The 24,796-nt window shown below is 39.9% G+C and carries 22 protein-coding genes; 11 read left to right on the top strand and 11 right to left on the bottom strand.

Annotated features, from left to right (window positions below; genetic code table 11):
* Nucleotides 1–80 precede the first annotated feature (80 nt).
* The 3 genes from WNY79_RS06350 to prmB all read right to left on the bottom strand — a co-directional run bounded on the left by WNY79_RS06350 (nucleotide 81) and on the right by prmB (nucleotide 2,677).
* The gene (locus WNY79_RS06350; protein ID WP_076925502.1) at nucleotides 81–458 is read right to left on the bottom strand and encodes a DUF4112 domain-containing protein; all 378 of its coding nucleotides are present in this window, start codon (nucleotides 456–458) and stop codon (nucleotides 81–83) included.
* 120 nt (nucleotides 459–578) lie between these two features.
* On the bottom strand, nucleotides 579–1,676 hold the full coding sequence (aroC, locus tag WNY79_RS06355) for a chorismate synthase (RefSeq protein WP_007377744.1): 1,098 nt from the start codon (nucleotides 1,674–1,676) through the stop codon (nucleotides 579–581).
* A 65-nt stretch (nucleotides 1,677–1,741) separates the two neighbouring features.
* On the bottom strand, nucleotides 1,742–2,677 hold the full coding sequence (gene prmB, locus WNY79_RS06360; protein ID WP_076925501.1) for a 50S ribosomal protein L3 N(5)-glutamine methyltransferase: 936 nt from the start codon (nucleotides 2,675–2,677) through the stop codon (nucleotides 1,742–1,744).
* Nucleotides 2,678–2,829: 152 nt separating this feature from the next.
* Between prmB and smrB the strand changes: the two genes are divergently transcribed.
* Together smrB and WNY79_RS06370 are read left to right on the top strand one after the other, a co-directional pair.
* Nucleotides 2,830–3,387 (top strand): endonuclease SmrB, encoded by a 558-nt coding sequence (gene smrB, locus WNY79_RS06365; protein WP_024598396.1) that lies wholly within the window; start codon nucleotides 2,830–2,832, stop codon nucleotides 3,385–3,387.
* A 293-nt stretch (nucleotides 3,388–3,680) separates the two neighbouring features.
* Entirely contained in the window at nucleotides 3,681–4,610 is a 930-nt protein-coding gene (locus WNY79_RS06370) for an AEC family transporter (protein WP_024598397.1), read from the top strand.
* Between the two features lies 1 nt (nucleotide 4,611).
* Here WNY79_RS06370 and WNY79_RS06375 read toward each other — a convergent pair whose 3' ends face one another.
* From WNY79_RS06375 to sixA, 3 genes are read right to left on the bottom strand one after another with little or no spacing between them, the layout of a single operon-like run.
* Nucleotides 4,612–5,349 carry an SDR family oxidoreductase gene (locus tag WNY79_RS06375; protein ID WP_342875413.1) on the bottom strand — a complete coding sequence of 246 codons (738 nt, stop codon included), beginning with the start codon at nucleotides 5,347–5,349 and terminating at the stop codon, nucleotides 4,612–4,614.
* 8 nt (nucleotides 5,350–5,357) lie between these two features.
* Nucleotides 5,358–5,711 carry a RidA family protein gene (locus WNY79_RS06380; RefSeq protein ID WP_076925499.1) on the bottom strand — a complete coding sequence of 118 codons (354 nt, stop codon included), beginning with the start codon at nucleotides 5,709–5,711 and terminating at the stop codon, nucleotides 5,358–5,360.
* A 24-nt stretch (nucleotides 5,712–5,735) separates the two neighbouring features.
* Complete coding sequence (sixA, locus tag WNY79_RS06385) at nucleotides 5,736–6,206, bottom strand: phosphohistidine phosphatase SixA (RefSeq protein ID WP_342875414.1); 471 nt, start codon at nucleotides 6,204–6,206, stop codon at nucleotides 5,736–5,738.
* A gap of 192 nt (nucleotides 6,207–6,398) precedes the next feature.
* On the opposite strand from sixA, the gene WNY79_RS06390 reads away from it, so the two are divergent.
* Entirely contained in the window at nucleotides 6,399–9,122 is a 2,724-nt protein-coding gene (locus WNY79_RS06390) for an insulinase family protein (protein ID WP_342875415.1), read from the top strand.
* 54 nt (nucleotides 9,123–9,176) lie between these two features.
* Nucleotides 9,177–11,429 carry an EAL domain-containing protein gene (locus WNY79_RS06395; protein WP_024598402.1) on the top strand — a complete coding sequence of 751 codons (2,253 nt, stop codon included), beginning with the start codon at nucleotides 9,177–9,179 and terminating at the stop codon, nucleotides 11,427–11,429.
* Here WNY79_RS06395 and WNY79_RS06400 read toward each other — a convergent pair.
* Together WNY79_RS06400 and yeiP are read right to left on the bottom strand one after the other, a co-directional pair.
* Complete coding sequence (locus tag WNY79_RS06400; RefSeq protein ID WP_076925495.1) at nucleotides 11,426–11,620, bottom strand: hypothetical protein; 195 nt, start codon at nucleotides 11,618–11,620, stop codon at nucleotides 11,426–11,428. The genes WNY79_RS06395 and WNY79_RS06400 overlap by 4 nt on opposite strands.
* 617 nt (nucleotides 11,621–12,237) lie before the next feature.
* Complete coding sequence (yeiP, locus tag WNY79_RS06405; protein ID WP_007580599.1) at nucleotides 12,238–12,810, bottom strand: elongation factor P-like protein YeiP; 573 nt, start codon at nucleotides 12,808–12,810, stop codon at nucleotides 12,238–12,240.
* Nucleotides 12,811–13,004: 194 nt separating this feature from the next.
* On the opposite strand from yeiP, the gene WNY79_RS06410 reads away from it, so the two are divergent.
* A complete protein-coding gene (locus tag WNY79_RS06410) occupies nucleotides 13,005–13,391 on the top strand; it encodes an MmcQ/YjbR family DNA-binding protein (protein ID WP_024598404.1) in 387 nt (128 codons plus the stop codon).
* Between the two features lie 36 nt (nucleotides 13,392–13,427).
* On the opposite strand, the gene WNY79_RS06415 is transcribed toward WNY79_RS06410, so the two are convergent.
* The 3 genes from WNY79_RS06415 to fadI all read right to left on the bottom strand — a co-directional run bounded on the left by WNY79_RS06415 (nucleotide 13,428) and on the right by fadI (nucleotide 17,529).
* Nucleotides 13,428–13,937, bottom strand: a complete 510-nt coding sequence (locus tag WNY79_RS06415) for a GNAT family N-acetyltransferase (RefSeq protein ID WP_170072108.1) — start codon at nucleotides 13,935–13,937, stop codon at nucleotides 13,428–13,430.
* 74 nt (nucleotides 13,938–14,011) lie between these two features.
* Nucleotides 14,012–16,219, bottom strand: coding sequence for a fatty acid oxidation complex subunit alpha FadJ (fadJ, locus tag WNY79_RS06420; RefSeq protein ID WP_342875416.1), 2,208 nt, complete (start codon nucleotides 16,217–16,219; stop codon nucleotides 14,012–14,014).
* Nucleotides 16,219–17,529 carry an acetyl-CoA C-acyltransferase FadI gene (gene fadI / locus WNY79_RS06425; protein WP_004335629.1) on the bottom strand — a complete coding sequence of 437 codons (1,311 nt, stop codon included), beginning with the start codon at nucleotides 17,527–17,529 and terminating at the stop codon, nucleotides 16,219–16,221. Before fadI ends, fadJ begins: the two co-directional genes overlap by 1 nt.
* 306 nt (nucleotides 17,530–17,835) lie before the next feature.
* On the opposite strand from fadI, the gene WNY79_RS06430 reads away from it, so the two are divergent.
* Genes WNY79_RS06430 through WNY79_RS06455 form a run of 6 tightly spaced genes read left to right on the top strand, consistent with a single transcriptional unit; the run spans nucleotide 17,836 to nucleotide 24,751 of the window.
* A complete protein-coding gene (locus tag WNY79_RS06430) occupies nucleotides 17,836–18,792 on the top strand; it encodes a MoxR family ATPase (RefSeq protein WP_024598407.1) in 957 nt (318 codons plus the stop codon).
* Nucleotides 18,793–18,795: 3 nt separating this feature from the next.
* Complete coding sequence (locus WNY79_RS06435) at nucleotides 18,796–19,740, top strand: DUF58 domain-containing protein (RefSeq protein WP_024598408.1); 945 nt, start codon at nucleotides 18,796–18,798, stop codon at nucleotides 19,738–19,740.
* Between the two features lie 2 nt (nucleotides 19,741–19,742).
* Nucleotides 19,743–20,177: a DUF4381 domain-containing protein gene (locus tag WNY79_RS06440; RefSeq protein WP_076925493.1), complete on the top strand. Its 435-nt coding sequence runs from the start codon at nucleotides 19,743–19,745 to the stop codon at nucleotides 20,175–20,177.
* Entirely contained in the window at nucleotides 20,170–21,156 is a 987-nt protein-coding gene (locus WNY79_RS06445) for a VWA domain-containing protein (RefSeq protein ID WP_342875417.1), read from the top strand. Before WNY79_RS06440 ends, WNY79_RS06445 begins: the two co-directional genes overlap by 8 nt.
* Entirely contained in the window at nucleotides 21,156–23,099 is a 1,944-nt protein-coding gene (locus WNY79_RS06450; protein ID WP_342875418.1) for a VWA domain-containing protein, read from the top strand. Before WNY79_RS06445 ends, WNY79_RS06450 begins: the two co-directional genes overlap by 1 nt.
* On the top strand, nucleotides 23,093–24,751 hold the full coding sequence (locus WNY79_RS06455) for a BatD family protein (RefSeq protein WP_342875419.1): 1,659 nt from the start codon (nucleotides 23,093–23,095) through the stop codon (nucleotides 24,749–24,751). Before WNY79_RS06450 ends, WNY79_RS06455 begins: the two co-directional genes overlap by 7 nt.
* Nucleotides 24,752–24,796: the final 45 nt, after the last annotated feature.

The following is a 24,796-nucleotide window of genomic DNA, read 5'->3' on the forward strand; positions in this document are numbered from 1 at the left end:
CTCCTACCTTACTAGGTGATTAAACAAGCAACAACATTTTGTTTAAAGTCTCTTTGCTAACTGTTACTTAAAGCTATAAATTACTCACTTAACTGCTTGTTTAAATGTTTTTTTAATAGTCGAGTATTACGCGTATTGGCTTTAAAAAATGCATCAAATATATCGCCAAAAAATGGCACTAATCCGCCCACAAAGTCAATGAGCATATTGATAATCATCTTAGTCTTTATACGTTTACTCACCCCTAAACGCTGCGCTTCTATAAGCACATAACTTGATAAAATTAGCCCTGCGGCATCACCTATAACGGGAATTAAACCAATTACAGCCTCCAAACCTATATTAAATTTAGTAAAAGGTATGCCAATGCTGCTATCAGTTAACTTACTGAATCGCTCTAAGCGGGCTATTGCAGCTTGGGCTTTTATTTGTGAGTGTTCATTAATATTATCGTTCATGATTACTACCCTCCTTCTTGCAGTATATAGGGCTTACTTGAACAACTCCTGAAAGGCTTCAAACTAAATTACAGACATAAAAAAACGCGGTAGTCCGCGTTTTTTTATAATTATAAATCTTTACACAGAGCCGTTAATTGGCCCGTGTTCGTGATTTACATGTGGATTTTGTCCGCGTTGACGCAGTAAATGGTCCATTAATGTTATAGCCATCATTGCCTCAGCAATCGGGATTGCACGAATGCCCACACACGGATCGTGACGACCTTTGGTGATCATCTCAACCGCTTCGTTGCTTGTATTAATACTTTTACCCGGAATAGTAATGCTCGACGTTGGTTTTAGCGCGATAGAAGCAATAATATCTTGCCCTGTCGAAATACCCGCAAGTACGCCACCCGCATGGTTTGATGTAAAACCTTCAGGGGTTAACTCGTCACGATGCTCAGAGCCTTTTTGCTCAACTACATCAAAGCCATCACCAATTTCCACGCCTTTAACAGCATTAATACTCATTAATGAGTGTGCAAGTTCGGCGTCAAGGCGGTCAAATACTGGCTCACCAAGACCTACAGGTACGTTGCTTGCCACTACTTTTACTTTAGCGCCAACTGAGTCACCTTGCTTTTTAAGGTCACGCATATATTCGTCAAGCGCTTCAAGCTTACTTGCATCAGGAAAGAAAAATAAGTTATTTTCAACTTCATCCCAATCAAACGTTTCCGCCTTAATAGGACCTAGCTGGCTTAAACAAGCTTTAACTTCAATACCATGAAATTGCTTTAAGTATTTTTTAGCGATAGCGCCTGCCGCTACGCGTATCGCGGTTTCACGTGCAGACGAACGACCGCCACCACGATAGTCGCGCAAGCCGTACTTATGCCAATACGTGTAATCGCCATGACCTGGGCGAAATACATCTTTAATTTTGCCGTAATCTTGCGAGCGTTGATCGGTGTTTTCAATTAATAAACCAATGCTAGTACCTGTGGTTTTACCTTCAAAAACGCCTGCTAATATTTTTATTTGATCGCTTTCGCGGCGCTGCGTTGTATAACGGCTTTGGCCTGGTTTTCGGCGATCTAAATCAATTTGTAAGTCGGCCTCTGTGATTTCAAGACCTGCGGGAGTACCATCAACAACGCCGCCTAATGCAACGCCGTGGCTCTCACCAAAGGTGGACACTTTAAATAACTGTCCAATGCTATTACCTGCCATTAACTTTCCTCATTCCTAATGACTACCGATAGCCAAGCACAAGGCTTGGCTATTCATTTTTTTACTTATTTTGAAAAATACTCATCTAGCTGCTTTTTGCTAATTACAAATACACCTAAGCCGCCTTGTTCAAATTCAATCCATTCAAACGGTGCGCCCGGATACAGTGCATCCATATGTACCATAGAGTTGCCAACTTCTACAAATAACAAACCGTTATCAGTTAGATGCTCACTCGCTTCACTTAAGATAGTACGCGTTACGTCTAAACCATCGTGGCCTGATGCAAGTCCAAGCTCTGGCTCATGATGAAATTCACGTGGCAAGTCAGCCATATCTTCTGCATCAACATACGGTGGGTTTGCTACTATTAGGTCGTATTTTTGACCTGGTACACCGCTAAATACATCAGACTGAATGGGTAACACACGGTCAGTTAACATGTAATCGTTAATGTTAATATCTGTCACTTCAAGTGCTTCATACGATATATCTACCGCATCAACTTGTGCTTCCTCAAAAGCTTGCGCAAGTGCAATTGCGATACAACCCGACCCCGTACATAAATCTAATATGCGGTTAACCGATTGTGGCTCTTCAAGCCAAGGTGTAAAGCGATTGCTGATAAGCTCAGCAAACGGTGAGCGAGGTATAAGTACACGTTCATCCACATAAAATGGCATACCCGCAAACCATGCAATGTTTGTTAAGTAAGGTACTGGTGTGCAGTCGTTAATACGTTCTGCAATAAGACCCGCAAGTCGGTTTTTTTCTGTGCTTGTTAAACGCGCGTGCATTAATTCTTTTGGCGCATCAACAGGCAAGCTAAGCGCAGGCAGTAATAAGCTTACAGCTTCATCCCATGCGTTATCTGTACCGTGTCCAAAAAATATACTACTACTTGCAAATTGGCTTGTAGTCCAACGTAACCAGTCATGTAAAGTTGACAGTTCTGCAACGGCTTCTTCGAGTGTTGCTTCTTCTATTTGTAAATCGCTCATATATTTTTACCTGTATTAGCTTACTGACTGTTTTGAGTCTTTAAGACGATTGCATTGCCTATCTGCGCTGGGCAAATTACAATTGCCCCTCATTTAAGTATTGTACCGCCTTTTGCGCTGCGTTTTTACGTTTTTTTGTTTAGGTAATAGTTATGAAAAAAGACACTCCATCACATTCGTCCCTAAGCAATGACGACATAAGCTTATTTCGTCAAACGATCACAGGCGCCAAGGTATTTAAACAAGATACTCATCGTTTTGATACAAAACCTAAGGTGTCACAAGCTAAGCAATTTGCCCAGCAAAAAAAGCAGGCTCAGTCTGAATTTTTTTTCTCAGACGTTTATATTCCCGATATAGATACACATGGCACCGTAAAATATGTAAAACCAGGCCAAGACAGCTTTTTAGCTAAACAGCTTCGCCGTGGTGACTTTGCACCCGATTTGACGCTAGATTTACATGGTTTAAATAAAGAACTTGCTAAAGATGAACTCGCTGGACTCATTCACGAATGTAAAAAGCAGCATTACTATTGTGCATGTGTGGTGCACGGTATTGGCGGCGGCGTACTAAAGCACAAAGTGCCTCAATACTTAGTACAGCACCCAGACGTAATAGCAATGCATCAAGCTCCTCTCGAATATGGTGGTAGAGGTGCAGTACTTATACTAATTAACTTACCGCAAAGTGATGAATTTAGACGCTAACTTTAGATATTACTAGGGTCTGTTGAACTTTGCGGATTAAAATTTGTTCAAACTAGGGGCTATTTAATCGCGGCGCGAGGTTTGTAACCTAGTGGGCTAAGTAAAAACCGAGCAACAAAGAGTAAATAGCCCCTAGGAAGAACCCTTTGGGCAGCGCCTGTTTGGCATTAATGCTACGTTATCGCCCATTTATGGGGAATAACCACACTACATAGGCGCTGCCTTGCCTAAATACCAAACAGACTGCTGCAAATTTAACCTTGAAAGATCAACAGACCCTAGGATGTAACTACGTGCATATTTTTTCAATTATTTTTCCGCTCATTTTCATTGTTGGGCTAGGTTATAGCTGTTGCCGATTAAAATTTTTCGAAAAGCAGCATATTGCAGGCCTGAGTAAGTTTACTTTTTATATTAGTTTGCCTGCTTTTTTATTATTAAATATGTCGCAAATTAACTTACAGCAAAGCATTAGCCTTTTTGCATTTTTGAGCTTTTACATACCTGTTCTGAGTGTATTTGGGGTCGGTATTTTAATTGACCGCTTTTATTTAAGTAAAAAGCATTTAAAAAATTACCAACAACACGGTGTATTTGGACTTGCTTCTAGCTATTCAAATATGGTGTTAGTGGGTATTCCTATTGTTATTGCATCGCTTGGCAAAGAGATGATAGCCATTGCGTTTATGATTATTACTTTTCATAGCACATTGTTATTTGCACTTACTTTTTTAATAGGGGCTAAAGGTAGTAGCGATAAATTTTCGTGGTCGCACTTTGGGAAAAGTATGGTGTTGAACCCAATAGTACTGAGTATCGGGTGCGGGCTTATATTAAACATATTAGGAGTAACACTGTTCACCGACTTGGCAAATAGTTTAGAGCTATTAGCTAAACCAGCAATTGCCTGTGCGTTATTTGTACTTGGTGCAAATTTAGCTTTTTATAAAATAGCAGCAAATTGGCAACCGGCCTTAATAGCATCAATTTTAAAAATATTTTTATTGCCTGCGCTAGTTTTATTGGTAGGTACTTATGTATTCAAACTAGACACGCAAATACTTAACGTATTGGTACTTTTAAGTGCGTCCCCTGTAGGTGTAAATGCTTATCTTATTGCGAGTCAAATAAAGCAGCATGAAGCTACTCTTGCTGGGGCTGTGGTATTGTCTACCATCTTAAGTGTTATTAGTTTTACGTTTTGGCTAGCTTTATTAATTTAGCCTACAAACCGCCGGCTACATCAACAAAACTACCCGTTGTAAAAGAAGCGTGCTCTGAAGCTAAAAAATAAATTGCTGCAGCCACTTCTTCGGGTGTACCGCCTCTACCAAGGGGTAATTTACTTTTAAGCCGATCGACTCGGTCTTTTTCGCCACCATCCCTATGCATATCAGTATAGATGAGCCCAGGTCTAACCGAGTTAACACGAATACCTTTACTTGCTACTTCTTTTGCTAAGCCAATAGTAAATGTGTCCATTGCACCTTTAGATGCTGCATAATCAATGTACTCATTAGGAGAGCCCGTTTTAGCAGCCGCAGAGGACACATTAACAATACTGCCGCCATTTTCCATTCGCTTTAGTGCCTCACGACTACATAAAAAAGCACTGGTAATGTTTGTAGTCAAAACTTCGTTTATGCGCTCAGCACTCATATCTAACAAAGGCATTTGTGGCTTTAAAATACCAGCGTTATTTATTAGTACATCAAGTCGACCAAAGACCTTATCTATATGCATAAATAAAGCTAAAACGTCAGCCTCTAGTGATACGTCGCCTTGAATTACTTCAGCCTCAACGCCTAATTGCTTTACTTTTTCTGCCACCAATATTGCATTAGCTAAATCTGCTTTATAATTAATGCAAACATTATAACCATGCTGAGCAAAATATAATGCTGTTGCAGCGCCAATACCTCGACTAGAGCCGGTGATAAGTACAACGGGGGAGCGAGTCATTAAAGCTATTATTCTTTTAAAGCTGCAACGACTGAAATTTCAACTAGCAGAGCATCACGTGCCATTTTAGCTTCCACACAAGCACGTGCAGGTGCATATCCCTCGGTTACCCATGCATCCCATACCGCGTTCATATCAGCAAAGTATTCCATGCTTTTTACGTAAATAGTTGCGCTAAGCATATGTTCTTTTGAACTCCCTGCCTCATCAAGTAACGCCTCTACTTTATCGAGCATGGTTTGAGTTTGTTCTTTAATACCTTTTTGCGCGTCGGCGCATACTTGCCCACATAAATAAACAGTGCCGTTGTGTTTTACTATGCGGCTCATACGCGCACCTGTTTGTAAGCGTTCTATCGTCATTTTACTTTACTCAATTATTTGTATTTAAACGTTCTCTGGGGCATTTATACTTAAATAACTACTACGCTGGGTTTGCTCATCGTAATTGATTACTGCAACGGCCCCAGTATTAAAAATAGGCATGTTACCTGGGCTTAATTGGTCTACTAAATAACTGACAATAGGCATGTGCGCTACTATAAGCCAAGTATTGCACTTAGGGTGTGCTGCTATAAGCGTTTCGAGGTAGTCGGCTGCAATTTGTGGTTTACCTTCAGGAATAATATCAGATGTGATTTCGCTAAATTTAAATACATTATTTTTAGCCACACCTGCAGCTGTCTGCTGTGCACGAATGTAAGGACTAACTAACAGTGCATCAGGACAATATGCTTTACTGAGCCAAAGGCCCATTTTTTCAGCTTCATCATGCCCTGCTTGGGTTAAATTTCTACCTGCATCATCAGCCTGCATTGGTGTTGCTTCGCCGTGGCGCATTATTAGGATTGTTTTCATAAAAAATCAACCGATTAAAGAATATAAAACAGTAGCCAGTTTGCCCGTTTGTCAGCTATATTAACAACATAAACCTATTTATTTCTAAAATAGTTCTTTCATGAGATTCAGGTAAATCTTTAAGCTGTATTTCGCTTTCCTGAAGCCATCATCTGTTGTTAACAAGTAAACGTTTAGTTTCAGGAGCATCATTTGAATATCAGCCGCAATGATAACAGAGCATACCGCGCGTTTACACTGGACAATGGTCTAAAAGTACTATTAGTGCAAGATAAAGATTCTACAAAAGCTGCAGCATCAATGGCAGTTAACGCCGGACATTTTGACGACCCTCTTGATAGACAAGGCCTAGCACACTTTTTAGAGCACATGCTTTTTTTAGGTACTGACCAATATCCAGATTCAGGTAGTTTTAATAATTTTGTTTCGCAAGCTGGCGGCAACACGAATGCGTGGACCGGCACTGAGCATACCTGTTACTTTTTTGATATTAACAATCAAGAATTTGAACAAGCGCTTACCCAATTTAGCCGCTTTTTTATTGCCCCTCTTTTAAATTCAGCCGAAACAGAAAAAGAACGCAACGCGATTGAAGCCGAGTTTAAACTAAAAATAAAAGACGATGGTCGCCGTATTTATCAAGCCCACAAAGAAACGGTAAATCCAGCTCATCCATTTGCTAAATTCTCTGTAGGTAACTTACAAACATTAGCTGACAGAGAGCGCTGTATTAGTGATGAGCTTCGTGACTTTTTTAATAGCCAGTACCAAGCTCAGTGGATGACTTTAGTTATTTGCGCAAACGAAACACTAGATACACTACAAAGCTGGACTCAAACTTGCTTTGGCGCAATTAACGGCAACAAAAGCCTTAAAAAGCCAGAGATCAGTGAGCCACTTTATCGCAAACAAGACATAGGAAAAATACTTCATATTGAGCCGCATAAGCATATGCAAAAACTTATCATAAGTTTTGCTATGCCTAATATTGACGACTTTTATCGCCATAAAACAGTAAGCTTTATTGCTCATTTACTTGGCTATGAAGGCGCGGGTTCTCTTTATTCTATTTTAAAAGAGCAAGGCTGGATAAACGCGCTTTCAGCTGGCGGTGGTATAAATGGCAGCAACTTCAAAGATTTTAATATTAGCTTAGCGCTTACCGATGAGGGTATTGAATACTTTGAAGATATTATTGAAATGGTGTTTGAATATATTTGTTTAATTAACCATAACACCGAAAAACTACCGCGTTTATACCAAGATAAAAAAAATCTATTACAAATAGCATTCGATAACCAAGAAAAGTCACGCTTAATTGATTGGGTCAGTAATTTAAGCATTAATATGCAGCATTACGATGAAGCAAATTACGTGCAAGGCGACTATTTAATGGAAGGCTTTAAAAAAGCAACCCACGAAATGGCCATGCAGTGGTTAACACCACATAATATGCGCATCGTACTTATACATCCAGATGTAGAGCCTGAACATAAAACTGCATGGTACAACACACCGTATAAAGTAGAACATATTTCACCTAGTTGGCTTGATGCCCTTAGCGAGATAAATAAACCATTGAGCGAAATGCTGCTACCTACAGCTAATCCTTATTTAACAAAAGAAGTCGTGTTATTTAATGTCGTAAAACCACAAACAAAACCCGAGTTATTAGTAAAAGAACCTGGTTTTGACTTTTGGTTTAAACAAGACAACACATTTCGTGTTGCTAAAGGCCATTTTTATTTAGCAATGGATTCTGATTTTGCTGTAAAAGACGTAAAACATATGGCACTCACCCGCTTATTTACCGATTTATTTATGGATAGCGTGGGCGAGCAATTTTATCCAGCAGAACTTGCAGGACTTAGCTACCACCTAACTTCGCATCAAGGTGGGTTAACTTTACATACTGCGGGGCTTTCATCTAGCCAGTTAGAGCTTGTTGATCAATTAATAGATGCTTTATTTAATGTAGAAATTTGTGCAAAACGCTTTGCTGAATATAAAAAACAACTTGTAAGGCATTGGCGAAATAGTAACCAAAACAAACCTGTGAGTGAGTTATTTAGCATTTTAGGTGCAAAAATAATGCCTTGGAACCCACAACCAGAGGAGCTTGCATCAGCATTAAAAAACACCTGTTTTCAGCAATTTAATGAGTTCAGAACAGACTTTTTTAAAGCACTACATGTTGAATCATTTTTACATGGTAACTGGCAGCAAAGTGATGCAATAGCCTTTCAAAAAAAGGTCGCAGATCACTTAAAAAACGCAGCCATAATTGAAGATTTAAGACGCCCTCTTTTTGAAATTAAAAAAGTAACTCGCTACGAGTTAGAACTTCCTTGTAGCGACCATGCAATGGTTATTTACTATCAAGCGCAAACGGATTGCGTGGCCGAAAAAGTAAAAATGATGGCGTTAAATCATTTAATTAACCAAGATTACTTTAATGAATTACGAACTACACAGCAGCTAGGCTACTTAGTAGGCGCAGGTTATGCACCATTTAATACGCGTGCAGGAATAGCGTTTTATGTGCAGTCACCTAAGTTTGATGCAAAAACTTTATTGCATCGTCATAACAGCTTTATTAAAAACTACCTTGATAACATTGATGCACTTGATGAAAACGATTGGCAACAGCAAAAACACGGCCTTAGTACTCATATTGCAGAAAAAGATAAAAACCTGCGCCTGCGCTCACAAAGGTTATGGCTTGCTATAGGCAATAGAGATCATGAATTTCATATGCAGCAGCGACTTTTAGATGCCTTAAATGCGCTAACCCTAAAAGAACTTAAAGTTTATGCACTAAGCCTATTTGATGATAATAGACCAAGATATGAGCTTTTAAGCTCGGCAAAAGTCAATAAATCTCAAAATATGCCCGTTTACTCTCAATCTCTTTGACACTAGGTTTAGCTTGTTTTAAATTATCATTTGTAAATTAGAAGTAATAAAAAAATGATAAAAATAATAATAAAACTAAGCATGCTTGTAGTACTTGCTTACTCATTTGAGCTTTTTGCCTTTGAGTCATCATTTAATTACAACTCCGACAATATACTTATACTAGCAAGCGCCATTATAGCGCTTGCTTTGCCCTACCTGTTATTTGTGATCCACAAACTTAGACGATCACGTCGCCAGCTCCGCCTTTCTGAAAAACGCCTTAAAAGTACTGTAGAAGGTAGTGGCGATACGCTTTGGGACTGGAACATAAAAACAGGCGAAGTTATTCGTATTAACGATAAGTACTTAATGGATTCAACTACCTTAATGGGGTTTCCGCCAAATAAAGGCCTTATTCACCCTCACGATATTAATAACGTTGAGCACTTATTAAAGGTACACTTTGCGCAGCAGTCTGCTTTTTTTGAAGCTACTTACCGGATCAAAGATACATTTGGACGTTGGCACTGGGTACTCGATCGCGGAAAAATAATTGAAAAAGACGCTAACTTATCACCTCTAAGAATGACAGGTACAGTTCGTGATATATCACAGCTAAAATCAACTGAAGAGCGCTTAAACCTGTTTGCTAAATGTGTTGAGTCGCTCACTGATGCCTTAGCAATTTACGATAAAAACTTTAAACTGGTTGATATAAACCCTAGCTTTTTAACCTTGTTTGGTGGCGTACGCGAGCAATACTTAGGAAAAGATTTTAATCTATCTGGGTACGAGCCAAGCTATACAAACAAAATTATTGAAATAGTAAAAGAGCGCGAACATATTCAACAAGAAGTAAAACTTCGTAATAGTGAACGCATTTTATTGCCTATAGAAATATCGATAGATGAAATTAAAAACGATCAAAATCAAATAACCAACTATGTAGTGGTTTATTCCGATTTAACAGAGCGTAAAAAAGCCGAGTCACAGTTACATAATTTATCGAACCGAGATCGCACAACCAGTCTCCCTAACCGAAATTTATTTTTTACCGATTTACATAAACTAGTAAAACTCAACTCACACCACGCATTGCTTGTGTTCGATTTAGATAACTTTAAAAAAATAAATGACTCGTTAGGACATCAGCTAGGTGACAGCTTATTAGCTAAACTAGCAATGCGCTTAAATAAACTAACCCGCGAGAATGATGTATTTTATCGTTTAGGCGGCGATGAGTTTGCTCTGGTAATGTCTGACACTAACGACATTCATGTAATTACACGCATGGCAAAACAGTTTTTAGCGGCCATTGCTACACCATTTAAAATGGCTGGCCACGAACTAGCAATCACCTCAAGTGTGGGTATTGTATTATTTCCAGAAGACGGCAATACGCCTGAACTGCTCTTAAAGAATGCAGATACCGCGATGTATCATGCTAAAAAGAAAGGTAATAGCTACCTATTTTTTAACGACACGATGAACCGCCAAGCCGTTAAACGACTGCAAATAGAAAACCTTATGCGCTTTGGTTTAAAAGAAGATCATTTTGAAGTGTACTACCAACCAAAAATGAATATTCGCACAGGTAAGCTAACCGGAATGGAAGCATTAGTGCGCTTTATTACGCCTAAAAAAGGTATTATTAGCCCGGGCGTGTTTATACCTATAGCCGAGGAAACTGGCCAAATAATTGAAATTGGTGAAGTGGTATTAAACAAAGCCTGCAGAGACGTAAAAGAATGGCTAGATAGCGGTTTGTTTAGCGGTCGAGTAGCTGTTAACTTATCAGCAAAGCAATTCAGCCTCCCCGATTTAACCTCTCGTATTGACGTTATTTTGCAAAAAAACGAATTACCTTCTTACTTTTTAGAGCTTGAAATAACAGAAGGTACAGTAATGGACGACCCTAAAGAAGCCATTGCAATTATGCGTTCGTTAAGTGCCCGAGGTATTCATTTAGCAATGGATGATTTTGGTACTGGTTATTCATCATTAGCGTATTTAAAGCAATTTCCGCTTAATACACTTAAAGTAGATAAAGCATTTATAGATGACATGACCAACGAACGTGGGCGAAATATGGTCGACTCAATAGTCACTATTGCGCATAACCTTGATTTGCATGTAGTTGCTGAAGGTGTAGAACAAGCTCATCAAATTGATATACTTAAAAAGCTTAATTGCGAAACAGTACAAGGTTATTACTATTCTAAGCCACTATCAAAAAGTGAATTTACTGAATTTTTAAGGCAGCAACAAACTAAAGCAGCTCCAAGCTTAATTAGAAAAAATAAAAAAGTAGCGTCGATAAATTAAGGGCGCCATATACATGCATTTACTCCTACATTTCTAACTAAAGCACGACGATAATGTAGATTAAACAAGCACCAGGCCACAGGCCCAAGTAAACCGCCTAAAATAAGCCATCGCTTAATTGGCATACCTTTTTTAATGGCTTCTAAATACATTAAAGCTATAAATGTAATGCTTAGTAAAAATATAAACAAAGTCACCTCTTAGCGTTGCTCAAAAATACGGCGCTTATTTTAACGCTAACGTGATTAAATTTAAAGCAACAAATCCCCCCACGCACAAAAAAACCGAACCTGTAAAACACAGATTCGGCTTTTAAAATTATAATTTATACCAATCTGCTTATATATGGGGTCTATTTAACGTTAAGAAAATTACGCTAGAACTAGGGCCTGTTGACCTTTCAGGATTAAAATTTGTTCAACCTAGGGGCTATTTAATCGCGGCGTGAGGTTTGTAACCTAGTGGGCTAAGTAAAAACCGAGCAACAAAGAGTAAATTGCCCCTAGGCAGAACCCTTCGGGCAGCGCATGTTTGGCATTTATTCCACGTTATCGCCTATTTATGGGGAATAACCACACTACATAGGCTCTGCCTTGCCTAAATACCAAACACACTGCTGCAAATTTAACCTCGAAAGATAAACAGGCCCTAGGCAAAAGTTTTTATATCTAGTTGTTCTCGGCAATTGCTCCCTGCATTGCTCTACCTCCTGCATCCATGCAGTCGTAAATAAAAAACTTTTAACGACGTTATAGTGCAATTTAATTCGTTAAATTGATCAAAGATTTATGCAGGTTGGTATTACAAGTTACTTTTCAGCACGACCCATAAATTTGTGTTCAACAGTATTAATACGAATACGATCACCTGTTGAAATATGCTCTGGCACAGAAATATTTAAGCCAGTAGACATACGTGCAGGTTTTGAACGAGCACTCGCAGATGCACCTTTAATAGAAGGGTCTGTTTCTTCAACAACAAGTTCAACACTTGACGGTAAATCAAGCCCTACTGGCGCGCCATCAATAACAATTACGTGTACGCCTTGCGTTTCTTCGTTAACAAATAAAATTTCTTCGCTAATAGCATCTTTGCTTAAGTTGTAAGGCGTGTAATCTTCATTATCCATGAACACATACTCGTCGCCATCAATGTACGATAGCATTACTTCACGGCGTGTTAAATCAGCCAGCGTTAGCATGTCACTGTCTTTGAATGTTTCGTCAACTTTACCACCGGTTACCACATCGTATAAACGCATACGGTATAAACTACCACCAGCACGTCCTTGCGGCACAGAGCGCACTATATCTTTTACAACTAAAACGCGGCCATTGAAGTCAATAGCAGTACCTTTTTTAACATCACTCGCCTTTGGCATGTGTGAATTCCTATTATTTTTTTGATTGCCAGAAACATACCACGAACTGGATTTTGTTCAACTAAAATTACGTTGGTTTTACGCTACATGTTGTATTAGCTTATAAAATTTTAATTTATACTAAAATACATATAATCAAATGTGAAAAAAACTGCTATTGTAGCTTTACCGAGTATGACTTCAAGGAATGGATCATGGACCAGAAAAAAGTACATGAGTATTTAGTTAAAAAACCACTTGTTCAGGTTACAAAACCATTTGCGCAAGAGGTTGATGTATATAAAGTGAATCATAAAATGTTTGCGACTCTTGCTATTGGCAATGACGGTGAAACTAATGATGATGGTGAAGTTATTTGGTGGCTTAACTTAAAGTGCGATCCTGACGAAGCAATATCATTGCGTGATATTTTCCCGGCAGTGATCCCAGGTTACCATATGAATAAACGCTTATGGAATACAGTAATTTTAGACGGCACAATTGCACAAGGTGAAATTGAGAGAATGATTGATAACTCATTTAATTTAGTCGTAGAAAACATGCCAGAAAAAGACCGACAAGCTATTTTACTTCACTTGTAAACACATTTTGGGCTAGGCTACTAGCCCATTAAAACCCTACACCTTAAGCGTATAAATTAAATCGTCGTATAACTTTTCGCCTATTGTATGCACTTTAAAAAGTGTATCGGTATGGGTTAAGCCGCACTTACTAAGCACCCTTTCAGAACCAATATTGCCACGCGTTACGACTGCTTTAAACTGCCTAATACCACACTCTTTCCAAGCCCAGTCAATCACAGCTCTTAGGGATTCTGTCGCGTAGCCTTTATTAAAATACTCTGGCAATAATAAATAACCAAGCTCTGCGGTTTCTCCGTCATAGGCAAAACCTGTAACACCCACAGGTTGTTTTGTTTGATTATTAATAATGAGTAAACACAGTGGATGCCGTGATTTAGCATTCCACTTAGGTAAGCGTATTTCAAAACGGTTTCTTACCAGTGACTCCATTGGCATATCAAAACAATACTTAAGGACTTGAGGATCGCGATGAAGCGCTAGAAAAAGAGGCCAATCAGACTCTTCTATTTGGTACATGCTCAATCTTTGTGTAAATAATGTCATTAAGCTCCTCATTTATTTATAAAAACTATAAAAAAACCGCATTTAAATGCGGTTTTTTTTAGATAGCAGAAACTTTATTCTTTCGTTTCAATCTCTTTAGTAATTTCAGGCTCAATTACACTTTGCTCTTGTGGCTCAGTGCTTTGTACTTCAGGAGCTACAACCTCAACAGGCTTTGTGTTATAAAAAGTAGCACCAGAGCTTGCCATTGTTACCAGTGATTCACACGGCTCAAAGTTAGCGTTATTGTTAGCCAATGTAGACATATCAGAGCTTATTTTACTTGCGCCTAATTTATCCATGTAGCTAAATGGGCCACCTAAAAATGGTGGGAAACCAATACCAAATATTGCACCAATGTCGCCATCACGTGGGCTGGCAATAATGCCATCATCTAAACAGCGTACTGCTTCGTTAAGCATTTGCGACACACAACGCTTAGCAATTTCGCTCTTGTTTAAACGTGGAGCCGGGGTAACACCCAATAGTTCGTAAACTGACTCATCAACCTTTTTGCCTTTTTTATCGTATTCATAAAAACCACGACCAGACTTACGGCCAAGGCGTTTTGAATCAATCATACGCATAAATGCATCAGGGCCTTTAAAACGCTCACCTAATTCTTTTTCAAGAATAGGGGCAATTTTAGAGCCAATATCAATACCTACTTCATCAAGTAGAGCCAGCGGTCCTACCGGAAAGCCAAACTCAACAAGGGCTGCATCAATCTTTTCAATTGGCTCACCCGCAAGCATCAAATTAGCAGCTTCGTTTAAGTAAGGCGCTAAAATACGGTTCACATAAAAACCGGCCATGTCCTTTACAACAATTGGCGTTTTACCTTGCTTACGTGCAAAGTTAACAACGCGGGCAATGGTCTCTTGAGATGTACCTTCGTGTGGAATAATTTCCACTAATGGCATTTTTTCTACAGGCGAGAAGTAGTGCAAGCCAATTACATTTTCAGGGCGTGCTGCCTGCGCTGCAATTTGCGATATTGGTAATGATGACGTGTTACTTGCAAAAATTGTATTTGCTTGGCATTGCTGCTCTACGTCTGCAACCATACCTTGCTTAAGTGCAAGATCTTCAAACACCGCTTCGATTACTAAATCAATGTGTTTAAAGCCACTGTAGTCAGTTGTGCCTGTAATACGGTTCATTGTTAACTGCACATCAGCTTTAGACATAATACGACGTTTAAGGCGTTTATCTAAAATTTTGTAAGTGTAGCTCATTGCATTACTAATGCCCTGCTCTGCTACATCTTTAATACGTACCGGCACTTTAGCTTTAACAGCACTTACGTGCGCAATGCCTGCGCCCATTAGTCCACCACCTAAAACAGCGGTTTTGCTAATTGCTGGTGCGTCATCATTGCGCCACTCTTTTTTCATTTCAGTGGTTGCAAAGAAAATACCGCGAAGCGCTTTAGATTCATCACTCATTACAAGTGTTGCAAAGCTTTCAGCTTCTGTTTTATACGCTTTTAGCTCATCAAGCTCTACACTAGCTCGCACTGCTTTAATAATAGCTAGTGGTGCTGGGTAATGCCCGCCCGTTTTTTTAAGTACGTTTTCTTTAGCTTTTTTAAAGATAAAGTTACGACCAAACGGGTTAGATTCTAATAATTTACTAATATTGTCGAGCTTTGGCTCTTTTGCTTGTGGCTTTTTCTTCGCGGCAAATTCTTTTGCTACTTTTAAAAGTACACTGTGCGGTACACAATCATCAAGCACGCCTGCTTTTTTAGCTTGCTTAGGACGAATTTGCTTACCTGTTAGCATCCACTCTAGTGCTTTTTGAATGCCTACAATTTTAGTTAAACGCTGCGTACCGCCACCACCTGGTAATAAGCCAAGTTGTACTTCAGGTAAGCCAATTTTTGTTAAATCGCTGTCGGTACCAATACGGTAATCACACGCTAAAGCAAACTCTAAACCACCACCTAATGCAGCGCCATGAATGGCACTTACTGTTGTGTATGGCAGTTTTTTCATATCAAAAAACGCTTGATGACATAGCTCGCTAATCGCTAAAGCATCTTCACGCTTTTGCACGCTATCAAGCATTTTTACATCGGCGCCTGCGATAAAGTTATCGCTTTTACCACTTATAAATACCATGCCTTTTACGTTTTGCGATTTAGCGTCTTCTAATAACGCTTTTAAGTCGTCGGCAAAACTACTGCGCAGGGTATTCATTTTCTCACCCGGTACATCAATAGTCACAATGGCGATTTTGTTTTCATCTACCGCTAAATTAAATACTGAATCTGTCATTACGCGCTCTCCAATACAAAGGCTGCACCTAAACCACCAGCAGCACACGCTGTTGTTAATGCTAAACCGCCACCACGACGTTTAAGCTCGTGTAAGCTTTGCGTAATTAAGCGTGCACCTGTTGCTGCAAATGGGTGACCATATGCTAAAGAGCCGCCGTTAACGTTAAACTTATCCATGTTAATTTCGCCAATTGCTTTGCTGCGACCTAAATGCTCTTGTGCAAATTTGTCTGAAGCAAACATTTTCATATTGGCAAGTGTTTGCGATGCAAACGCTTCGTGCATTTCAATTAAATCTAAATCAGCAAGCGTAATACCCGCTCTATCTAGTGCAATAGGCGTTGAATGAGCAGGACCCATTAACATGTCTTTTTCTACACCAATTGCCGAAAATGCAAAGCTACGTACGTAACCTAGTATTTCGTAGCCAAGTGCTTTTGCTTTGCTTTCGCTCATCATAAGTACGGCCGCTGCACCATCAGTTAATGGTGTTGCATTTGCTGCGGTAACAGTACCGTGCTGACGGTCAAACACCGGTTTAAGCTTTGCGTAGCCTTCAACCGTTGAATTTTTACGAATGTTGTTATCTTCTGAAATAAAGCTTTTATATGGCGGTAAATGCGCCGTCATAACTTCATCTTTTAACTTTCCATCAGCCCATGCTTGCGTTGCAAGTGAGTGAGAACGATGCGCTAATGCATCTTGATCTTCACGGCTAATATTATGTGTTTTAGCCATTTGCTCAGCAGTTTGCCCCATCGAAAGGCCTGTTGAGTACTCTGCAACTGCAGGTGGCACTGGTAATAAGTCTTTTAAACGTAGTTTTGAAAATATTTTTAAGCGTTGACCAAGCGTACGCGCTTTATTTAAATCAACTAAGCTGCCTGCTAGCTTTTTACTAACACCAATTGGCAGTACTGATGACGAATCTGCGCCGCCTGCAATACCTACGCTTACAGATCCCGCCATAATAGACTCAGCTACATTGGCAATTGCCTGAAAGCTGGTAGCACATGCGCGCGATACAGAATATGCATCAACCGATACTGGCATACCTGTGCCCAATACAATTTCACGTGCAATATTTGGCGCTTCTGGCATTTGTACTACTTGACCAAATACAAGTTGATCAATTTCTGATTTGTTGAAATTTAATCTCTCAAGCATTTCGTTAACCACCAACTTACCCATATCAAGTGCAGGTACATGGTGAAACGCTGTTGCTTGCTTTGCAAAAGGTGTACGTAAGCCGCTAACTATGGCAATACGGTCGCCCTTTGGTGTTTTTAGTATGTTTTGCTCAGACATTTATGCTCTCCCGCTGACAGGTCTGACCTGTTTGTTTTCCTCGATTCTAAACAACCCGTGTGCTAAAGCCAATAGAAAAACACAAATTTATATAAACAGTGTTTAATTACGACTATCACAATAGGCTTTTTTAGACGCATTTACAAAGTTTTGTGGTACGCTAAAAATCGTTAAAAAATAACGAACTATTTTAAAAAATAAAGTCTAACTCTTGAGTTACCCAATTATAAACCTTATAAATAGGTCTGTATTTATCACCTAACACTATTAGGTACAAACCCAGCTGACGAGGACAGTCCACTTATTATGGCAGCTAACGCATTTTCACAATTAAAAACGTACTTAGATACACAAATTATTGGCCAGCCAGAGCTTACTCAAGCGCTACTTATTGCAATTTTAGCTGATGGTCATTTATTAGTAGAAGGCCCCCCTGGTCTTGCAAAAACACGTGCAGTTAATGCACTTGCAAAAGGCATTGAAGGCTCGTTTCAGCGTGTACAGTTTACGCCAGACTTATTACCTGCTGATGTAACAGGTACCGATATTTACCGCCAACAAACTAGTGAGTTTGTATTTGAAAAAGGCCCTCTTTTTCATAACCTAATTTTAGCTGACGAAATTAACCGCGCACCAGCCAAAGTACAATCAGCATTATTAGAAGCAATGGCTGAACGCCAAGTTACCGTAGGTAAAAACACCTATCCGCTTAGCGAGCTGTTTTTAGTTATGGCTACACAAAACCCGCTAGAGCAAGAAGGGACTTACCCGTTACCAGAAGCACAGCTGGATCGTTTTTTACTGCACCTAAGTATTGGTTACCCTGGCGCAGAGCATGAGCTTGATATACTGCGTTTAACGCGCGGCGAAGCACTTAACGAGCAACAGCCGGTATTGCAAAAAATTAGTCAAAGCGATTTATTCGCAGCGCGAAAAGAAATACTAGGCCTTTATTTAGCTGAGCCGCTTGAGCAATACCTAGTACAACTTATTATTGCCACCCGTGAAGGCGCTAAATTAGATGCGCAACTAGGTAGCTGGATTGAGTTTGGTGCAAGTCCGCGTGCAACAATAGCACTTGATAAATGTGCTCGTGCTCATGCATGGCTTCAAGGTCGCGACTTTGTAGCACCTGACGACATTCAAGCTGTTGTGCATAACGTACTGCGTCATCGCATTATTTTAAGTTACGAAGCCCAAGCCGATGGCATTACTAAAGATCAAGTAATAAGCCGTATAGTTGAACTTGTAGCCGTACCATAAGTTATGCAAAAACAATTAGAATCCCAAGCATGGCTCAAACAGAGCCATAGCCACGGTGTTAATTTAGCACTCAAAGAGCTGATGTATTACAAAGCCAAAGCGCAATTGCTTGAACTTGCCCCTAAGGTAAAAATAAAAAATACCTTAACAGGGCAATACCTTGCACCGCACAAAGGCCGAGGAATGGAATTTGCCGAAGTGCGACATTATCAGCAAGGTGACGATATTCGATCTATTGATTGGCGAGTCACTGCGCGTACCGGCGAGACTCACACAAAGCTCTTTCAAGAAGAAAAAGAGCGCCCTGTGTTTGTATTTACTGATTTTTCAAACTCAATGCTGTTTGGCTCAAAGTTACTATTAAAGTCGGTGCAAGCGGCGCACATAAGCGCCCTTGTTGCATGGTCGGCGTGTCAGCGCGGCGATAGAATTGGCGGTATAGTGTTTAATCAGCACTCGCATTTGGAGCTAAAGCCCAGCGCCCGTGAAAAAGCCGTGCTTAAGCTTTGTCATAATTTATGCGACAACCACCAGCAAGCGCTCAACAATATTGATAAAACAGCCACTAACAACTTTAGCGATAACCTAAAGCGCCTTAATCATTTAGCAAAACCTGGCAGCTTAGTGTATTTGGTGTCTGATTTTAACGCTCTGGATGATGCCAGCTTTAAGCAACTCGAAATATTAAGCCGTCACTGCGAGCTTATTGGTTGCCACATAAGCGATCCGTTTGAGCATCAGTTACCTGCGTTTAAGCAAGCTGTCACCGTTAATGCAAATGGTCAAGACTTTGCCCTACCATTAATGGATAACAACTTTAGAGAACGCTTTGCTAAAAATGCTGAGCAAGCATTTAGTACGCGCTTTAATCGCTTAACTAAATCGGGTCTTAATTTAATATCATTCAATGCAGCAACACCGCTTGAGCTGCAATTAGTGAGAAAATAACCATGCAAACCAATCCACTCGATGGCCTGCACGATATAATAGCGCCAAGCCAAGTTAATTGGTGGCCACTCGCCCCTGCTTGGTGGGTTATTATTGCACTGCTGTTTTTAGCACTGTGCGCAGCTATTTATATATTTTACAAAAAACATAAATTTAAAAAGCCTAAACGCTATGCAATACAATTAAGCCAAAGTGAGCAAAGCCCTCAGCAACTGCATATTATTTTAAAACGTTTAGTGATTGAATATTACGACAAGCGCCTTGCTGCGCAATCTACCTCTAAATGGTGCACAACACTTACTACGCTTACCGGTTTAAGCTTTAGCGAACAAGAAATACTAAGCTTGTATAACCCCAGCCAAAAAGATACAACACTGTGCAATAAATTTCGCCAAGGTATTAAGCAATTTAAAATAAAGGAGTCAGTAAATGTTTGAATTTAGCTGGCCATGGTTATTTTTATTACTACCTTTGCCTTTATTACTTTTACTATTAAAACCCGCTGCAAGTAATGCCAGCACGCGTTTACATATACCCAGTTTTGCAAAGCACAATTTAACCAGCCAAAGCATTGAGCCACATGCACGACGTTTAAATCCTTTTGAGTGGGTAATTTGGTTATTACTTGTTACTGCCGCTGCTAATCCAACATGGTTAGATGAGCCAATCTCATTGCCAAACGAAGGCCGCGATATAATGTTAGCAGTTGACTTATCAGGCTCGATGACCGAACAAGACATGGCTTACAACGGCCAATATGTTGACCGCCTTACCATGGTAAAAGCCGTACTTAGTGACTTTATAGAGCAGCGCCAAGGTGACAGGCTTGGGCTGATATTATTTGGCGATACCGCGTTTTTACAAACCCCGCTCACGCGCGACGTTAAAACAGTAAGTAAAATGCTCAGTGAAGCGCAAATTGGTTTAGTGGGACGCGCAACAGCCATTGGTGATGCATTGGGTCTTTCGGTAAAACGCTTTGCCAATAAAGATGAAAGTAACCGTATTGTGGTGCTATTAACCGACGGACAAAATACCGCAGGCAATCTAAATCCAGAAGATGCACTACTGCTAGCTCGCGAAGAAGGGATTAAAGTGTACACCATTGGTGTTGGCTCAGATAATCCGCGCGGCTTTAGTCTCTTTAATATGGGTGGCTCTAGTGGCAGTAATTTAGATGAAAGCTTACTTAAAAAGATTGCCGAGCAAACTGGCGGGTTATACTTTAGAGCTAAAGATGTAGCAGGCCTTCAACAAATTTACGCAGAGCTTGATAAACTTGAACCTATTAGCGCTGATGAACAAACATTTCGCCCACAAAGTTCATTATTTTACTACCCGTTACTTATTGCCATTTTACTTATTAGCTTAAAAGTAATGCTTAGTACAATGCGTGCATTAAAGGAGCCAAACTAATGGATTTTGAATTTATTCGCCCTGCTCTTTTATGGTTACTCATACCTGCTATGGCATTATTTTTTGTCGCCTTAATTAAGCATAAAAAAACGACTAGTGAGCAGCTAATTGCACCGCATTTGGCACAATTTATAATGAGCGAAGCAAACACTAAAGCCAGCCAGCCACTTTGGTTAGTTGCTTTGTTTTGCAGCCTTGGCATTTTATTTAGTGCAGGGCCTAGCTTTGAGAAAAAACAAGTTCCTGTATTTCAAAGTAAAAGTGCCCGTGTAATTGTTATGGATATGTCGTACTCAATGTACAGCACCGATATTTTACCAAATCGTTTAATGCAATCACGCTTTAAAGCGCTTGATATGATTGAGCTGTTTAAAGAAGGTGATACCGCGCTTGTAGCTTACGCAGGCACGGCCTACATAATATCGCCGCTAACAAATGACGCCACAACACTTAGTAATTTAATTCCAAGCTTAAGCCCTGAAATAATGCCAGACAAAGGCTCAAACGTTTTAGCCGGTCTTGATATGGCCAAAGAGCTATTAACGCAAGCGGGTTATATTGATGGCGACATTATTTTAGTGACCGACGGTATTGACCAACAAGAACAAAGCGACGTAAGTAGCTTTACCAGTAACACCCAATATAGATTAAATATATATGGCGTAGGCACCGCTCAAGGCGCTCCAATTAAGTTACCTGAAGGTGGGTTTTTGAAAGACAGATACGGCCAAATTGTAGTACCTACACTTAATGCCAGTCAGCTTAAAAATTTAGCATCGAGCAGTGGTGGTAAATTTGCTAGTTACCAACCTAGCAATAACGACATAAATACGTTTGCTCCAAATGCACAGAGTGAATTATTGAAAGACGAAAAACAAAGCCATGCGCTTTGGCGAATAGATGCAGGTATATACGGACTCTTGTTATTACTGCCATTTGGCTTGTATTTATTTAGACACGCTGCCTTGTTAGGCGCATTTTTAGCTTTTGGCTTTTTACCGCAGCAAAATGCGTATGCCGTAGAGCTCCCCACTCTTTTGCAAAATGCAGATCAGCGTGCATTAGAGGCTTACAATAATAAAGAATACGATGCAGCAACACAGGCTCAATCGAGTGAGTTAAAAGGCGCTGCGCTTTACCAGCAAGGTAATTTTGATGCTGCACTTAGTGAGTTTAGTAATGATAAGTCGGCTAGCGGTTTATACAACTACGGTAATGCCCTCGCCAAAGCTGGCAAGCTTGAGGAAGCAATTGAAGCTTACAAACAAGCCCAAACCTTACAAGACGACTTTACACAAGCAGCTGATAACCAAGCTTTAGTTGAACAATTACTAAATCAACAAGAGCAACAAAACCAGCAAGATCAGCAAAGCGACGGCGACGACTCTCAAGACCAAGAAGATAGCCAGAAAAAAGATGAGCAAAACCAAGGGCAAAATTCTGATGAGTCAAAACAGGATCAGCAACAAAATGGTGATAAAAGCGATTCTGAAAAAGGCGAAAACGAGAGTCAAAACCAAAGCGATGAAAAATCTGATAAAGAATCAGATAAAGAGTCTGAACAATCAAAAGATCAACAAGGTGAGCCAGGCGAGCAATCAGAAAAGCAAAATGAACCTGATATGCAAGCTCAGCCACAAAGTGAGCAAGGGAAAAATAAAGACGCTGACCAACCTAAAGAAGACGAGCAGCAACAAAGTAAGCCACAAGCAATGAATGAGCAACCTGCCACTGATGAGCAAAAACAAAATGCTCAGCAACAAGCCATGCAAGCCCAAGCAAGTGAGCTCACTAATGAAGAAAAAGAAAAAGCACAACAGCTTAATCAACTACTGAGAAAAGTCCCGGACGATCCGGCTATTTTATTACGGAATAAAATGCAATTAGAAGCCCAAAAAAGACAATATAAACGTCGCCCTACAGGAGTCGAAAAATCATGGTAATGCGATTATTTTGCTGTTTATTGCTATTAAGTGCGATGCCTTCGTGGGCTGCCACCAAATTAGAAGCCAGCGTAGATAAAAACCCTGTTTTAGCGGGTGAATTTTTTATGCTTAATATATCGGTGGACGATACAGTTAAAGGCGAGCAACCAGATACCTCATCGCTGTTAAAAGACTTTGTTGTAGGGCCTACTAGCTTAAGCTCTCGTACCAACATTATTAATGGCAGCATTAATAAACAAACCACGTGGTCAGTTAAATTAATGACCCGTGCAGAGGGCGATTACACAATTCCGGCATTTAACGTTGCAGGGTTAACCTCACAGCCTATTAAATTAAAAGTGGCAAAACGCTCAGTTGATGCAGATAAAAATAACGAAATATTTTTAAAAACGTCGCTCTCAAGTAATTCACTATTTGTCCAAGAAGCCGGTGTTTATACTATTAAGCTTTACCTTGCCAAAGAACTGCTTGATGGCAGCTTAAGCACACCAAGTATGGAAGATGCTCAACTAACCCAATTAGGTAAGCAAACTGAGAGCTATGAGCTTGTTGATGGTAAACGCTACCTCGTTATTACTCGCGAGTATTTGATTCAGCCACAAAAAAGTGGTGCGTATACTATTGCAGGCCCCGCTTTTCAAGGACGTGTACAACAAAATTATCGTCAGTTAGAAGTGTCAGCTCTTGGCGACGATCAGCAAATAGAAATAAAACCAATTCCGGGTGATTACAAGGGCGCATGGTTACCAAGCGAGCTGGTTAATCTTGATGAAGAATGGCAACCTAATGACAACACCGTAGAAGTAGGTACACCTATCACACGTACTATTACGCTTACCGCGCTTGGGGTTACAAAAGAGCAATTACCTGAAATCTCTATGCCTACCATTGATGGCATACGCAACTACCCAGATAAAAAAGAAAATAACAATGCAGTACGTGACGGGCGAGTTGTATCGCAGCAAACTGCATCGTATGCATTACTGCCGCAAAAGCCAGGTACTTACACTTTACCTGAAATAAAGCTGCCTTGGTTTAATACTAAAATGAACCGTATTAGTATAGCTACATTACCAAAGCGAACTATAACGGTAACACCAAGTAGTACCGCACCTAATACCGCTGTGGTACCCCCTCAATCAAATCCAGATAATTTACCTGCTATTGAAAATATTTCGAATGAAGCGACAGGCACACAACCTATTGAAACTAAAAGTGATACTCCTCTTTGGTTAATAGTTGTTGCCGCTTTAGGGTATATTTTATGGATTGCTACTGTAATTTTTTACTTAATGAGCCGTTCTACTAAAAATACGACTGAAAAATTACAGCTAAATACCCGTGGTACTTCTCAGCCAAGCTTAAATGAGCTTAAAGCATTAGCCAAAACACACGATGTGAAAGCCTTTTACACCGCATTAAATAACTTTTCTGTAAAGGTGACCCATAAAAATGTTGGCGCGATTGATGAGCTCTGCATCCGCGTAAACAGCAGCGAGCTTAATGGTCTCATTAGCCAATTGCAGGCACAACTTTACAGTAATAAAGGCGCAAACACGGATCTTAATGCTATTATTAAAATTCTTGAGAACTATCAAACTCAGGCATCAAAGTCGCAACAAGCTGTATTAAAAGACCTTTATGATTAATAATTACGATACTCAGGTCTTTTTTTGCAATAACTAATAATTTTT

This window comes from Pseudoalteromonas sp. AS84, assembly GCF_038900255.1.
In the GTDB taxonomy this organism is placed as follows: Bacteria; Pseudomonadota; Gammaproteobacteria; order Enterobacterales; family Alteromonadaceae; genus Pseudoalteromonas.